The following is a 13,381-nucleotide window of genomic DNA, read 5'->3' on the forward strand; positions in this document are numbered from 1 at the left end:
TGTGAAGTGGAAATAAGACAGATATTAGAAAAGGATAGAGCAAAAGCCTTAGAACTTGTGTGGAATGTGTTTTTACAGTATGAATCCCCGGATTATTCAAAAGAGGGGATAGAAGCCTTTTACCAATCTGTTATTATAAATGAGGATTACATAAATAATATTGTGATGTATGGGGCTTTTGAAAACAATGAAATAAAGGGTGTCATTGCTACTAGAAATAAAGGGAATCATGTCGCATTATTTTTCGTGGATGGAAAATATCATAAGCAAGGAATAGGAAAGTCTCTATTTCAAAAAGTATTAGCGGAGAGCACAGGAGATGAAATAACCGTGAATTCATCTCCTTATGCAGTAGAGGTGTATCGACATCTTGGATTTTGTGAAACAGATACCGAACAGATCGAAGATGGTATCAGATATACGCTAATGAAATATCAGAAATCATACTTATATACAAAGATTCGGGAAAATATATGGCAGATTGAAGAAGAGAATGGGGTTTGTTGTACGTTAATCAAGGGAAGTGAAATGGCGATACTGGTTGATACCGGATATGGACACCGTAACCTGAGAGCTTTTGTAGAAAAGAATATTTCGACTCCGTATATAGTAATCAACAGCCATGGGCATCCGGATCACATCGGAGGGAATCATTGGTTTGATGAAGTTTATGCGATAAAAAAGGAATGGGATGTAATAAAGCATTTTGAAGAACCGGGAAATAGAACATACGGGTTAAAGGAATTACAGGTGGATAGTCACATTTCTTTAGGGGATATTCAGGTCGATGTTGTATTATTAGAAGGCCATACAAAGGGCTCCATAGGCTTATTGGTGTTGGAGGAGCAGCTTTTGATTGCGGGAGATGCATTGAATGAAGGGTTATGGTTATTCAACTATGGCTCTTTGTCTATGAAAAAACTTTACGAAACCATGCAAAAAGTGATGCAGATGAAATTTTCTACTTATTTATGCGGACACAGTAATCAAGAATATAAGAAAGAAAAATTATTGGCACATATTCATAATCTGGAAAATTTAAAAGTGGATGAAAATACGAAACAGGATACGATAGGTTTCGAGACATACTGTAGCAGTTATGAGGATTCTCATGGAAAGTCAGAAATCGTATTTACTATTGATAGACTAGAGGTATAGAATATTAATAAGTGCAAACAGTTATAGGAGTGTAAAAGAATGAGAGAAAAAAATATACAATTAAAAACAAAACGACTACTGATTTCCCCCATGTCCGATGAAGAGATGAGGCAGTTAATCATAGAAACACCGATTAGTGAATTAAAGCGGGCTTATAAGGAAATGTTGGGTGGATGTCTGAAAAATCCAGAACATCGTTTATGGTATACTGCTTGGAAGATAAGTTTAAAGGAAAATAAGCAACTTATCGGGACTGCGGGATTTAAAGGACCTGCAAACAACTGTAGTGTGGAAATAGGTTATGGAATCGATGATGGATTTGAAGGAAATGGATACGCTACGGAAGCCGCAAAAGCACTCATTGACTGGGCATTTGAACAGGAAGGCATCTGTTTCGTTGAAGCTGAAACAGATCCTGACAATATAGCATCCCAGAGAATATTAGAGAAATTGTCGTTCAAATCAGATGGAGCAGGGGAAGAAGGACCACGATTTGTATTGGAGAAGGGGGAAACTTCATGGATGGCAATTTATATGTGTTTTGGACTTAGTATAGGAACGGCATTGGGAGCAACCATGAACAATATGGCAATAGGGATGTGTTTTGGTATGGCAATAGGGATGTGTCTTGGAGTAGCAATTGATTCAGCATCAAAGAAAAAACGGAAAGAAATTCGGGAAGAACGGGAAAAACAGTAAAATACCAGATAAACAGGAGGATATTATGGGAGAATTAACAAAGTTACCTAATTTGGGAAAGGTATTAGAGGAACAATTAAATAGTGTTGGCATTTTTACAGAAGAAGAGTTAAGAAAAACAGGCGCCAAACAGGCATGGTTGAAGATACAGCAAATAGATACTTCTGCCTGCCTGCATCGTCTTATGGCATTAGAAGGAGCAATACAGGGGGTAAAAAAGACTTTATTGCCGGAAGAAGTAAAAGCGGAATTAAAAGAATTCTACCAGTGGAATAAGAAATGAGTGGAATAGGAGTGCTATTAAAATGAATATAAGTAATGAGTTGCTTGAAAATTTGGATAAATTACATACAACGGAATTAGGAGTTGTACGAATTAAGAAAAATCTTTCTTTGGATACAGAGGATGTAGTTGACTGGTGCAGAGTTAAAATAGAATCGCCGAATGCTGTTATTACAAGGAACGGAAAGAACTGGTATATTAATGTAGATGGTAGCATCATAAGTGTGAATGCTTACAGTTACACAATCATTACAGCCCATAAGGAAAAATTAAAGTAGTGGAGGGATAAGAATGAAACAATATATTGTAGATGCATTTACAGATAAAGTTTTTTCAGGAAATCAAGCAGCGGTATGTGTTCTTGAAGAATGGGTTTCGGAAGAATTGATGATAAATATTGCAAAGGAAAATAATTTTTCAGAAACAGCATTCACTGTGAAGGAAGGAGAGAAATTTCGTCTTCGGTGGTTTACTCCCGGTGGAGAAATTGACCTTTGCGGTCACGCTACACTTGCAACTGCGTATGTTATCATGCAGTTTTATGAGAAAGAGATATCTTCTGTAGTATTTGAAACTTTATCAGGAACTTTAAAGGTTCATAAAAAAGAAGAATTGTACGAAATGGATTTTCCGGCTTATGAATTTAAGCAAATTCCTGTGACAGATGAAATAGAAGAAGCAATGGGAGCACGACCGATAGAAGCATACTTGAGTAGGGATCTTTTAGTTGTATTCGATTCAGAAGACACAGTTAGAAATTTAAAACCAGATCAGGAAAAAATGAAGAAACTGGATGGATTAGTTGTTGGAGTTACAGCAAGAGGAAAAGAATATGATTGTGTTTCCAGAGTATTTGGCCCTAAGTTAAATGTACCCGAAGATCCGGTCACAGGATCCACACATTGCCTGATTATTCCTTACTGGGCTGAAAAACTTGGAAAGAATAAATTGATTGCATATCAGGCCTCAGAGAGAACAGGCATATTATATGCAGAGCAGATTGGAAACAGAGTAAAGTTGGCAGGAAAAGTTGCGCTGTATTCGGTGGCGGATATTTTAGCAAAATAAATTTATAAGCATTAAAGTAAGAACAGCAATTGGGAAGTAGCATTTCTTGGACATAAAAGAGTCCGCGAGCGGACTCTTTGTTTTAATTTATTATTGGAAGTGTTCAGAAATATATTGTTGTACTGCGGAACACATTTCGTCTTTACATGTCCAGTGCAGATAATGTGGACCATTTAAGGAAATCACCTTTTGCAGAGAAGGATTGGTTATATATGTTTCATAGAATGAAACACTTGTTTTTCCGTCATCGCGAGGTTTCTGATTGCTGTCGTCGGTAGTAAAGAATAAGACTGGTAAATCTTTTCCAAATGTCATATCATGTGTTTTAGCAATACTGTCACTAATATGATTCATCTGATCAATTACATTTTTGTTCTGCGCTTTCCAGGAGGCAATATGGCGTTGCAAGGAAAGGTTCTCATCGGTATAATAATTATTGCTGTTGTCAGAAATAAAAGTGTCTGGTGCGAAAAGAGTAATCAATCGCATAACGCCCAGATTAACAAGCTGGCCTGTTGCAAGCAGGGTATGCTTGGGAAGTTCTTCGTCAAAATACTCAGCCATTCTAGGCAATGTACAGTCAATACCAATGATTCCGGCCACTTCATCAGGATAGGTATTTGCATAATAGACGGAATGGATACCGGATATGGAATGTGGCATAAGGATATAAGGCGCATCAATTTCGGCAGTATGTAGCGCAGAATGTATTTCTTTTACTTCATTTTCTATTGTTCGCTCTTTCGATGTAATATCGCTCCATCCATATCCAAAGGGTTCAACTATTACAACGCGGTTTTCCTTGGCAAGGCCTTGGGCGAGTGGCAGAAAATCAAGAACAGGTGAAGCAGTGCCAAGACCAGGTAGAAGGACTATGGTATTTTTACCTTCGCCTAGGATATATAGATTCATGTCCTTTCCATCAACATTGACATATTGTCCAATCGTAGGATTATTTTTCTTTTCGATAATGGTTAGAATCTGATGAATTGTAGTGATTAGTATTAAAACAGTAATAATTACAAGTAAAATAATTTTAATGATTTTAACAAATTTCTTCATAAAACTCCTTTCGTATCTAAAATGTAATATTTTTGAGGTAAATAAAATATATCAGATGAACCTTGAGATAATCAGGAGTAAACCTTGAGATAACCTTGAGATTTCTTTTTTTCTCCACAAAGAGGCGCAGAAAAGGTATAATCAAAGAAGAAAGGAAGGAATATTTAATGAAGAATAGCTGGATAAAAGAAAAATCAATTTTGATTGTTGATGATGAAATAGAATTACTAACGATGTTAAAATCAATTTTCGAACGTGCCGGATATATAAATATTATGACTGCGGTTTCAGGAGAAGAAGCATTAAAGATGATATCAGTGAAAATACCGGATATGGTCATATCTGACGTAATGATGCCGAATATTGATGGATTTGAACTTCTACAGGAAATACGTGCTGTAAGCAAAATACCTGTACTTATGTTGACCGCACGGGGAGAAGCTGAAGACCGTTTTGCTGGTTTTGAAATGGGAGCAGATGATTATTTGGTGAAGCCTTTTCTTCCGAAAGAACTTCTTTTGCGGGTAGAAGCAATCATGAAACGTGTTTATCCGGAAGAAAATCGTTTGGTAACGCTAGAAAATGTGGTAGTTGACCTTGATAGAGCAGAAGTACATAAAAATAATGAGGTTATTCCATTAACAGCAAAGGAATATGGAATTTTTTTAAAGCTTGCAGAAAATGCAGGCAGGATAGTGACAATTGGTGTTTTGTGCCAGACTGCTTGTGGTGAGATATGGCAAGGCTATGAAACGACACTCATGACACACATCAGACATTTGAGAGAAAAAATTGAGAAGGATCCCTCTAATCCTGTTTCATTGCTTACGGTAAAAGGTCTTGGCTATAAATTAATAGTGAAATAGTAGTGTTTTGTGTACGAGATGGAGAAGGTATGAATACAATAAACAAATTTTTTAAAAAGTATTTATGGAAAAGTATATTGATATTACTTTTATTTTTAGTATTGAATTTAGTCTTTGGAATAGGTTTTTTAACGGCAATGAAAAACCATACTATTGATGCAGAAAAGGAAGTTAGCAAAATTGCAGAAGGAATCAGGCAAAATGATTTAAAGCAAATTTCAATAGATGAAAATACAAGGGAATTATTGTCTGAAAAAGATTCCTGGGCAATGATTCTTGATGATAGTGGAAAGGTTATATGGGACTATTATATGCCGGAAGATATTCCCCAATATTATTCTGTTTCTGATGTGGCAAAATTCAGCCGATGGTACTTGGAAGACTATCCTGTTCTGGTGCATGAACTATCCTTTGGACTTTTAGTTGTTGGTTATCAGCCGGATAATATATTGGGAAGCAGTATGATAAAGCTGCATTATGTAACAGATTCTGGTTTTGTCAAGGTGGCATTTATTGGTGGAATATTACTGTTGCTCGTGAATATAGTGGTGGTTGTGTTGATTTTTTTGAATAATACCAGAAAGGTAGAAAAGGAAATCGTCCCTATTTTGTGTGGAATTGAAGAGATTTCCCATGGAGGAGCGGTTTCTCTTCCGGAAAAAGGAGAGCTGGCCAATATTAATATAGAACTGAATTATGCAAGCCAATATATCATGAAAAAGGATAAGGCAAGGGCAGATTGGATCAACGGAATATCTCATGACCTTCGAACACCATTGTCTATGATTATGGGATATGCAGGAGAGATAGAGGAAGATGAACTGATATTTTCTGAAACACGAAAACAGGCAGGAATCATTCGAAGTCAAGCAGAAAAAATAAAAAAATTGATAGCAGATTTGAACTTAGTTTCAAAATTAGAGTATTCCATGCAACCATTGAGAATAGAGAGTATAGACTTGCTGGAGTTAGGAAGACAGGTAGTAGTAGAATTTTTAAATGATGGTTTAGAGGAAAAGTATGAAATCGATTATGACATTTCCGAAATTTCACAAGAGCCTCTTTTAATAGAAGGGGATGTATTCCTTTTAAAACGAATGCTTGCGAATCTTATTCAAAATAGTATTTCTCATAACCCTGAAGGGTGTCATATTGTTCTGGCGATAAGGGATACCGGGAAAGAATGGGAATATTCTGTATCTGATAATGGAATTGGAGTGCAACAAGAAAAGATAGAACAACTAAATCGTGGTGTTATTTCCGGCGAAGATTATTTGGACAACGGAGAAACATCCCATGGATATGGACTAAAACTGGTCAGACATATTGTAGAAGCTCACCGGGGCAGGATTTTTTTGAAATCCAATGTTCCACAAGGCTTGTGTGTGGAGATTTTTTTGGGGCATAGGAATGATTTAAGAAACAAAACTTAGCGAGAGCGTAAAGAAAAAGTGTGTTGACAATTAGCATCTATGTTTGTATAATACAGATATAGACCGACGGTCGGTCGTAATAATGGAGAAGATTTTGCGAAAGTAGATTTGCAATATGTAGAAAGAGGTAAAAGTGTGAGAATTGTAAAGGAGCATGATGAGCGAAAGAACGAAATTATTGATACAGCGGAACGTTTATTTGCAATGAAGGGATACGAACAGTGCAGCGTAAACGATATTCTGACAGAAATAGGAATTGCTAAAGGAACCTTTTATCATTACTTTAAATCGAAGGAAGAAGTGTTGGATGCCGTTATCGGAAAATCTACGGGAATGATTGCAGAACGTGTAACTGAAGTAGTGGATAATAAAAGTTTAGCTCCGGATGATAAAGTGTTACAGGTATTTCTTGCAATGAAGATAGAAAACCAAATGGAAGAAGGGTTTCTAGAAGAAATGCATAAAGTGGAGAATACTTTGATGCATCAGAAGTCTTTGGTTTCTATTATTGAGGTATTAACTCCCATATTGACACAGGTGGTAGAAGAGGGAAATCAAAGTGGAGCGTTTCATTGTGAATATCCGGAGCAGTTTATGCAGATTTTTCTTTCCTCTGCGATAACATTACTGGATGATGGTATTTTTCAGGTCGCACCGGAAAAAATCCAGGGATTGTTTATTGCCTTAGTTGCAGTATTGGAAAAGATGTTGGGAGTAGAAAAGGGAAGGTTTTGGAAGAGAATTGGGGAGTATTTGAGTGCATCCTAATTATGAAGTAATGTTTTATAAAGTAGAAGGTCACATGGAAGACCTTCTATTATTTGACAAAGCAACAGACCGACAGTCGGTCGATGAAGAAAGGAGAAAAAGAAATGAAGAAGTTTTTATTGATTTGGATAGGGGAGTTGATTTCCAGTATAGGAAGAGGGATGACAGCATTTGCATTATCTATTTATGTTTATCAAATGACAGGGAGTGTAAGTTATGTATCGTTAGTTACCTTACTTGCCTATATGCCAACGATTTTATTAAGTCCCATTGGAGGTGTATGGGCTGACAGATATGACAGGAGACTTCTTATGATTATAGGAGATTCCTGTTCGGCATTGGGGCTTGCATATATTTTGTGGCAGATACAGTTTGGCACCTTTCAAATGCTACCGATTTTGTTAGGAGTGGCATTTAATGCAGTTTTTGTGGCCTTAATGGAGCCTTCCTACAGAGCTACGGTTACAGATCTTTTGACGGAAGAAGAATTTGCAAAGGCAAGCGGAATGGTGCAGATGACAGGAAATGCAAGATATCTGATTTCACCGGCGATTGCAGGTGTACTTCTTGGCGTAGCAGATATTCGATTGATTCTAATAATTGATATTTGCACCGTTGTAGTTACAGTTTTTACGACTGCAATAGTGAGAAAAACAACCAAGAAACCAATACCGAAAGAAGGACAGGGCTTTATAAAAGAAATGAAAGTCGGACTTGGTGTGATTAGGGAAAATAAGGGTGTTTTGTCATTGGTTGTTATTATGGCATTTGTCTGCTTTTTCATTGGATTTGTTCAAACATTGTCCGGACCGATGGTATTGGCAATCAGCGATGCAAAAACAGTAGGTATCATGGAATCGGTATGTGCCATAGGTATGCTTGTAGGAAGTGTGTGGATAGGAATTGTTGGAATTAAGAAAAAGTATGCCACAGTTTTGTGTGGAGCAGGAATCTTGAACGGTCTATTTATGGCATTGGCAGGTGTAAGCACAAATCTGATTTTTACGGGCTGCAGTATCTTCTTATTTTTCTTGTCCTTACCGTTTGTGAATACTTGTGCAGATGTAATGGTAAGAGTTAGTGTTCCGAATGAAGTGCAGGGAAGAGTATGGGGAATGATAAGCCTTTTGACACAGTCGGGAACAGTATTGGCATATGTACTTTGTGGAGTGTTGTCTGATTATATATTCGAGCCAATGTTAGCAGAGGGAGGAATACTTTCGGACAGTATTGGCAAAGTGATTGGTACTGGAGAAGGAAGAGGAATCGGACTATTGCTTATTTTATCGGGAATTGGAATGATGGTAGCAGTATGGATGACAGGACGTAGTAAAGCAGTTCGTAGTATAAAGGTATCTTAAAAGAAGGAGGAATTTATGTATTTCAAGTTGCTGAAAAATGATTTCAAAAAGAATCCGGGAAAACATTTGATTTTATTGTTGTTTATGTCTTTATCAGTGACACTTGCAGTATCCGTTTTTCTGATGCTGGTACAGTTATTTACTTCTATTTCTTCTATGTATGAGACCGCAAGACCACCCCACTTTTTACAAATGCATAAGGGCGAAATAAACCAAGAGTCTATTGATGAGTTTAACCAATCTTATCCGGGTATGGAACACTGGCAGACGGTTCCTATGATTGATGTTTATGGGGATGAACTGGTCGTGAAAAAAAACGATGAGCAGAAGGAATTTACATTAGGGGAATGCAGGCTGGATATTAGTCTGGTAAAACAGAATGAACAGTATGATGTACTACTTGACCGGGAGAGAAATGTACTTCATATAGAAAAAGGAGAAATTGGTGTACCGGTTATTTTGCTGGAGAATTATCCCATTGATATTGGAGATGAAATCTGCTTAAAAGGGGAAAATATGGAGAAGCACTTCGTGGTAACGGAGTATGTTTATGATGGACAGATGAATTCCACACTTTGCTCTTCTACAAGATTTTTAATTAGTGAGGAAGATTTTGAAGAGTTGTTTGGAAAAGCAGGAGAAACAGAATATTTGATAGAAGCGTATTTTGAAGATTCTGCTATGGCTGCTGATTATCAGACTGCATATGAACAAAGCGAGAAAAATCTGCCAAAGGATGGACAGGCGATAACCTATACGTTGATTTTTCTTTTAAGTGCCATGACGGATATTATGATGGCAATGGTATTTTTGCTGATTGGCATATTGTTGATTGTTGTTGCTATGATTTGTCTGCGGTATACCATTCTTGCCAAGATAGAAGAAGACATGAGAGAAATCGGAACTATGAAGGCTATGGGAATTCCGGGAGCGGGAATCCGAAGTCTTTATCTGGGGGAAATTCGGATACTAATGGGTATTGGATGTGTAATAGGATATGGTGCAGCTTTACTTGTAGTTACTTTTTTGACCGGACATATGAGCCGTACCTTTGGAAAACATCAGGTAGGAATGGGAGTCTACATAGCGGCAGTGGGAATCTGTATTCTGGTATATGGAATTATAATTCTATTTACGCGGAAGATACTTGGCAGACTGCGCAAGGTAACGGTAGTAGATATCCTTGTAACAGAAAAAGGCTTTGGAAAGGAAGGAAAGACAAGAGATGGAATTCATAAGTCGCTTCGGCTTCCGGTGAACTTACTTGTGGGCTTACATGAAGCAAGAAATGGATATGGGATTATTTTCAGTTTACTGTTGATTGTTACCTTTCTTGTTACAGTACCTTATCGTATGGTGCATACTATGGAAGATAAGGAATTTAGTACCTATATGGGAAGTGCAATTTGTGATGCACCAATAGAAGTGGAACAGGGGGAAGAACTGGAAGCAAGAAAGGAAGCAGTAGAGAAACTTTTACTGTCGGAAAAAGAAAAGGATTATGTATCTGATTATAAGATGCTACGCAGAGTGCGGTTACAGGTAGAAGACAGCGAAGGAAAATTACAGGGGATTCACATTGATACCGGAGAACAGGCAGGAGAAGGAATAAAGTATCTCACGGGAAAACAGCCGGAAACAGAAACGGAACTGGTATTGTCTAGCCTTATGGCAGATCAGCTTGGAAAAAAAGAAGGGGATATGGTTACCATTTTTTGGAATGAGAAAGAACAGGAATTTGTGGTAAGCGGCTTTTATCAGGATGTGACAAGTGGAGGAAGAACTGCAAAAGCGGTGTATGATTTTAAAGAGGTAGAGGCAGAACAGTATACATTTGAGGTGAATTTCGGCAAAGCACCTGAAAGCAAAGAACGGATAGCAGTATGGAGAGAAGAGTTGGGCAGTGGTTATACTGTGGAATATATGGAGGATTTCATTGCACAAACTCTAGGCGGAGTAACAGCACAGGTACGGCAGGCATCCATGACAGCATTTGTAATAGGTATTTGCCTGATAGGAATGATTGTCATGTTGTTTTTGAAACTTAGAATTGCAAGGGAAGGAAGAATGCTGGCAGGAAAGAAAGCAATGGGCATTTCATTTTCAGCTATTTGCCGGCAGGAATTATATCCTGTTTTGCTGGTAGGTGGACTTGGAGCAGTGGTAGGACTTGTATTGGCGGGAATCGTAGGAGACAAGATTTTTGGTGCTCTATTCAGTGTGATGGGACTTGGAATTGAACAGATAGAATTTGCTGCAATGCCTGTAATGATGTATGTTTTGATACCGGTTATATTATTAGCAGTATTGGGAGTAGTTACAATAATTTCTTGTCGTCAGATAAAAACAATGAAGATAACAGAGTACTTTAGTGAATAAAGAAGGGTAGGAATAAGATGATAAAAATAAACGGGATTTGTAAGAAGTTTGGAGAAAACGAAATATTAAAGAATATTGATTTTCATATAAAAGAGGGTGAATTTGTTGCAGTTATGGGACAGTCAGGCTGCGGAAAATCCACGCTTCTGTATAGCATTAGCGGAATGGATAAACCTACCGGTGGTCAGGTGTTGTTTGAAGGGAAGAAGTTGTATGAATTTTCGGAAAAGGAGATGGAAAAGCTGCGTCTTAACCGTATGGGATTTATTTTCCAGAAGGCAAATTTTTTAAAGAATCTTTCTATCGAGGATAATATTGTATTTCCGGCATTTCAGGCAGGCAAAAAAAGCCGTGGGGAAGTTGTAAAGGAAGCTGAAAAACTAATGGAACAGATGGGGATTTTACATATTGCAAAGCATGATATACGAAAAGTATCCGGTGGACAGTTGCAGCGAGCCGCTATTTGCAGGGCAATGATAAATCATCCTGCTATACTATATGGAGATGAGCCTACGGGAGCACTGAATTCTTCGGCAACAAGAGAGGTCATGGACATTATCAACCGGATTAACAAACAGGGGACGACTGTTTTATTGGTAACGCACGATGCTAAGGTTGCAGCAAGAGCAGACCGTGTGATTTATTTAGAAGATGGAAGGCTAAAGGAAGCCTTAGAGTTGGGAAAATTTGTAGAAACAACGGCGGCAGACAGAGAAGAAAAATTAAAAGAATGGCTAGAAAAAATGGGATTTTAGAAAAAGTATAATTTAGATGTTGACTCTCCCCTTACGGGAGGCATTAGGATATCCTCGTAAGGAGGATATGAGATATGAGTACATGCATTGAAGTGAGAAACCTCACAAAGTCTTTTCGTGGAAGAACGGTTGTAAATAACCTGTCTTTTGAAGTGAAGAAGCAGGAAGTGTTTGGGCTTTTAGGTCATAATGGTGCAGGAAAAAGTACCACCATTGAAACCATTCTGGGTATGAAAAAGCAGGATAGCGGAAGTGTAAAAGTGTTTGGCAGAGAGCCTCGTAAGAATCGCAAAGAAATTTTTGAACGCGTAGGTGTGCAATTACAGGCTTCGAACTATCAAAATAACATTAAGGTAGGAGAAATCTGTCAGGAGATATCTGTGTTGTATAAGAATCCGGCAGATTATCGGGAACTTTTACGAAAGTTTAAGCTGGAACAATTTGAGAAAGCTCAAGTAAATAAGCTGTCAGGAGGAGAACGTCAAAAACTGTCTGTTGTGTTGGCATTGATTCCGAAACCGGAAATTGTCTTTTTGGACGAATTGACCACAGGACTGGATACAGCTGCCAGGCGGGAAGTATGGAAAACGCTGAAAGAACTAAAAAAGGAAGGTACAACGATTTTTCTGACTACACATTATATGGAGGAGGCAGAAAGTCTATGTGACCGAATCTGCCTGATCAAAGAGGGAAAAAAGGTTATCGAAGGTACAGTAGAGGAAGTTGTAAACAAGAGTCCTTATGATAATTTGGAAGAAGCATATCTTTGGCATATGGGCGAGGAGGTTACATTATGAAAAGATTTTTAAAACTTTATTCGGTGGAACAAAAACTGGGATTTCGTTCTGCAGATTCGATGATATTCGGTGTTGCAATGCCGGTGGGCGTGTTAATGTTAATTGCTATAGTTGCAGGTGGAAAAATAGCAGGAGATAGCGGGTATACTTTTTTAGAAAGTGCCTTTGCATCTTTGATTGCAGTTGGAATTTGTGCCAGTGCCTTTATGGGAATTCCACTGACGATTGCAGATTACCGGGATAAAAAGATATTGAAGCACTTTTTTGCAACGCCTTGTAGTCCAATTTGGATTCTCGGAGCAGATGTATTGTGTTGTACTGTAAATGCTATACTGTCAGCGGTTGCAGTAACAATAGTTGCGGTATTTGCCTTTGACTATCGGATGGCAGGAAATATACTACTTTTTTTAGGTGCGTGGGTGTTGACCTTAGTTTCCATGTTTAGTATAGGGTTATTAATGGCTAGTTTTTGCAGAACAGTAAAGGCAACGAATGTAATTACAAGTGCGGTATACTTTCCGATGCTATTTTTATCGGGAGCAACGATTCCGTTCGAATTGTTTCCGGAAGGTTTACAGAAAGTAGCTTCTGTGTTACCGTTAACACAGGGAATTAAGTTGATGAAGGAAGCATCTCTGGGAGTACAAACCGAGGATGTAATCTGGAGAATTGTACTTCTTTTAGGGATTACTGTAGTATGTACAGCTATTTCTGTAAAAACATTTCGTTGGGAATAGCAGATAAATTTGAAAG

14 protein-coding genes are annotated in these 13,381 nt (G+C 37.9%); 13 read left to right on the top strand and 1 reads right to left on the bottom strand.

Translation table 11 applies throughout. The features are described from left to right. Positions 1-6 precede the first annotated feature (6 nt). The 5 genes from BIV20_RS06405 to BIV20_RS06425 are packed head-to-tail and all read left to right on the top strand — an operon-like array spanning position 7 to position 3,207. Entirely contained in the window at positions 7-1,158 is a 1,152-nt protein-coding gene (locus BIV20_RS06405) for a GNAT family N-acetyltransferase (protein WP_075719240.1), read from the top strand. Between the two features lie 39 nt (positions 1,159-1,197). After that, positions 1,198-1,857, top strand: a complete 660-nt coding sequence (locus tag BIV20_RS06410; RefSeq protein WP_075719242.1) for a GNAT family N-acetyltransferase — start codon at positions 1,198-1,200, stop codon at positions 1,855-1,857. 25 nt (positions 1,858-1,882) lie between these two features. Further along, positions 1,883-2,140: a TfoX/Sxy family protein gene (locus BIV20_RS06415; protein ID WP_075719244.1), complete on the top strand. Its 258-nt coding sequence runs from the start codon at positions 1,883-1,885 to the stop codon at positions 2,138-2,140. A 22-nt stretch (positions 2,141-2,162) separates the two neighbouring features. Next, entirely contained in the window at positions 2,163-2,417 is a 255-nt protein-coding gene (locus BIV20_RS06420) for a DUF3781 domain-containing protein (protein ID WP_075719246.1), read from the top strand. A 13-nt stretch (positions 2,418-2,430) separates the two neighbouring features. Continuing rightward, complete coding sequence (locus tag BIV20_RS06425; protein WP_075719247.1) at positions 2,431-3,207, top strand: PhzF family phenazine biosynthesis protein; 777 nt, start codon at positions 2,431-2,433, stop codon at positions 3,205-3,207. A gap of 90 nt (positions 3,208-3,297) precedes the next feature. Here the strand turns inward: BIV20_RS06425 and BIV20_RS06430 are convergent, their stop codons facing one another. Beyond that, on the bottom strand, positions 3,298-4,269 hold the full coding sequence (locus tag BIV20_RS06430) for an alpha/beta fold hydrolase (protein ID WP_075719249.1): 972 nt from the start codon (positions 4,267-4,269) through the stop codon (positions 3,298-3,300). Between the two features lie 167 nt (positions 4,270-4,436). Here BIV20_RS06430 and BIV20_RS06435 point away from each other — a divergent pair, with 167 nt between their 5' ends. The 8 genes from BIV20_RS06435 to BIV20_RS06470 all read left to right on the top strand — a co-directional run bounded on the left by BIV20_RS06435 (position 4,437) and on the right by BIV20_RS06470 (position 13,365). After that, entirely contained in the window at positions 4,437-5,135 is a 699-nt protein-coding gene (locus tag BIV20_RS06435; RefSeq protein WP_075719251.1) for a response regulator transcription factor, read from the top strand. Positions 5,136-5,164: 29 nt separating this feature from the next. Beyond that, positions 5,165-6,568: a sensor histidine kinase gene (locus BIV20_RS06440; RefSeq protein ID WP_075719253.1), complete on the top strand. Its 1,404-nt coding sequence runs from the start codon at positions 5,165-5,167 to the stop codon at positions 6,566-6,568. Positions 6,569-6,703: 135 nt separating this feature from the next. After that, positions 6,704-7,336 (top strand): TetR/AcrR family transcriptional regulator, encoded by a 633-nt coding sequence (locus BIV20_RS06445; RefSeq protein WP_075719255.1) that lies wholly within the window; start codon positions 6,704-6,706, stop codon positions 7,334-7,336. 104 nt (positions 7,337-7,440) lie between these two features. Then, complete coding sequence (locus BIV20_RS06450) at positions 7,441-8,697, top strand: MFS transporter (RefSeq protein ID WP_083655122.1); 1,257 nt, start codon at positions 7,441-7,443, stop codon at positions 8,695-8,697. A gap of 15 nt (positions 8,698-8,712) precedes the next feature. Next, positions 8,713-11,076 (top strand): ABC transporter permease, encoded by a 2,364-nt coding sequence (locus BIV20_RS06455; RefSeq protein WP_075719257.1) that lies wholly within the window; start codon positions 8,713-8,715, stop codon positions 11,074-11,076. A gap of 17 nt (positions 11,077-11,093) precedes the next feature. Continuing rightward, the gene (locus BIV20_RS06460; protein WP_075719259.1) at positions 11,094-11,831 is read left to right on the top strand and encodes an ABC transporter ATP-binding protein; all 738 of its coding nucleotides are present in this window, start codon (positions 11,094-11,096) and stop codon (positions 11,829-11,831) included. 74 nt (positions 11,832-11,905) lie between these two features. Beyond that, the gene (locus BIV20_RS06465) at positions 11,906-12,628 is read left to right on the top strand and encodes an ABC transporter ATP-binding protein (RefSeq protein WP_075719261.1); all 723 of its coding nucleotides are present in this window, start codon (positions 11,906-11,908) and stop codon (positions 12,626-12,628) included. Further along, positions 12,625-13,365 carry an ABC transporter permease gene (locus BIV20_RS06470; protein WP_075719263.1) on the top strand — a complete coding sequence of 247 codons (741 nt, stop codon included), beginning with the start codon at positions 12,625-12,627 and terminating at the stop codon, positions 13,363-13,365. Before BIV20_RS06465 ends, BIV20_RS06470 begins: the two co-directional genes overlap by 4 nt. Positions 13,366-13,381: the final 16 nt, after the last annotated feature.

The sequence above is a fragment of the Roseburia sp. 499 genome, from assembly GCF_001940225.2.
In the GTDB taxonomy this organism is placed as follows: Bacteria; Bacillota; Clostridia; order Lachnospirales; family Lachnospiraceae; genus Petralouisia.

What these genes read in the sequence shown, in the direction of transcription:
- BIV20_RS06410 (WP_075719242.1), top strand. Translation starts at nt 1,198, where the DNA reads ATGAGAGAAAAAAATATACAATTAAAAACAAAACGACTACTGATTTCC.
- BIV20_RS06415 (WP_075719244.1), top strand. Translation starts at nt 1,883, where the DNA reads ATGGGAGAATTAACAAAGTTACCTAATTTGGGAAAGGTATTAGAGGAA.
- BIV20_RS06420 (WP_075719246.1), top strand. Translation starts at nt 2,163, where the DNA reads ATGAATATAAGTAATGAGTTGCTTGAAAATTTGGATAAATTACATACA.
- BIV20_RS06425 (WP_075719247.1), top strand. Translation starts at nt 2,431, where the DNA reads ATGAAACAATATATTGTAGATGCATTTACAGATAAAGTTTTTTCAGGA.
- BIV20_RS06430 (WP_075719249.1), bottom strand. Translation starts at nt 4,269, where the DNA reads ATGAAGAAATTTGTTAAAATCATTAAAATTATTTTACTTGTAATTATT.
- BIV20_RS06435 (WP_075719251.1), top strand. Translation starts at nt 4,437, where the DNA reads ATGAAGAATAGCTGGATAAAAGAAAAATCAATTTTGATTGTTGATGAT.
- BIV20_RS06440 (WP_075719253.1), top strand. Translation starts at nt 5,165, where the DNA reads ATGAATACAATAAACAAATTTTTTAAAAAGTATTTATGGAAAAGTATA.
- BIV20_RS06450 (WP_083655122.1), top strand. Translation starts at nt 7,441, where the DNA reads ATGAAGAAGTTTTTATTGATTTGGATAGGGGAGTTGATTTCCAGTATA.
- BIV20_RS06455 (WP_075719257.1), top strand. Translation starts at nt 8,713, where the DNA reads ATGTATTTCAAGTTGCTGAAAAATGATTTCAAAAAGAATCCGGGAAAA.
- BIV20_RS06460 (WP_075719259.1), top strand. Translation starts at nt 11,094, where the DNA reads ATGATAAAAATAAACGGGATTTGTAAGAAGTTTGGAGAAAACGAAATA.
- BIV20_RS06465 (WP_075719261.1), top strand. Translation starts at nt 11,906, where the DNA reads ATGAGTACATGCATTGAAGTGAGAAACCTCACAAAGTCTTTTCGTGGA.
- BIV20_RS06470 (WP_075719263.1), top strand. Translation starts at nt 12,625, where the DNA reads ATGAAAAGATTTTTAAAACTTTATTCGGTGGAACAAAAACTGGGATTT.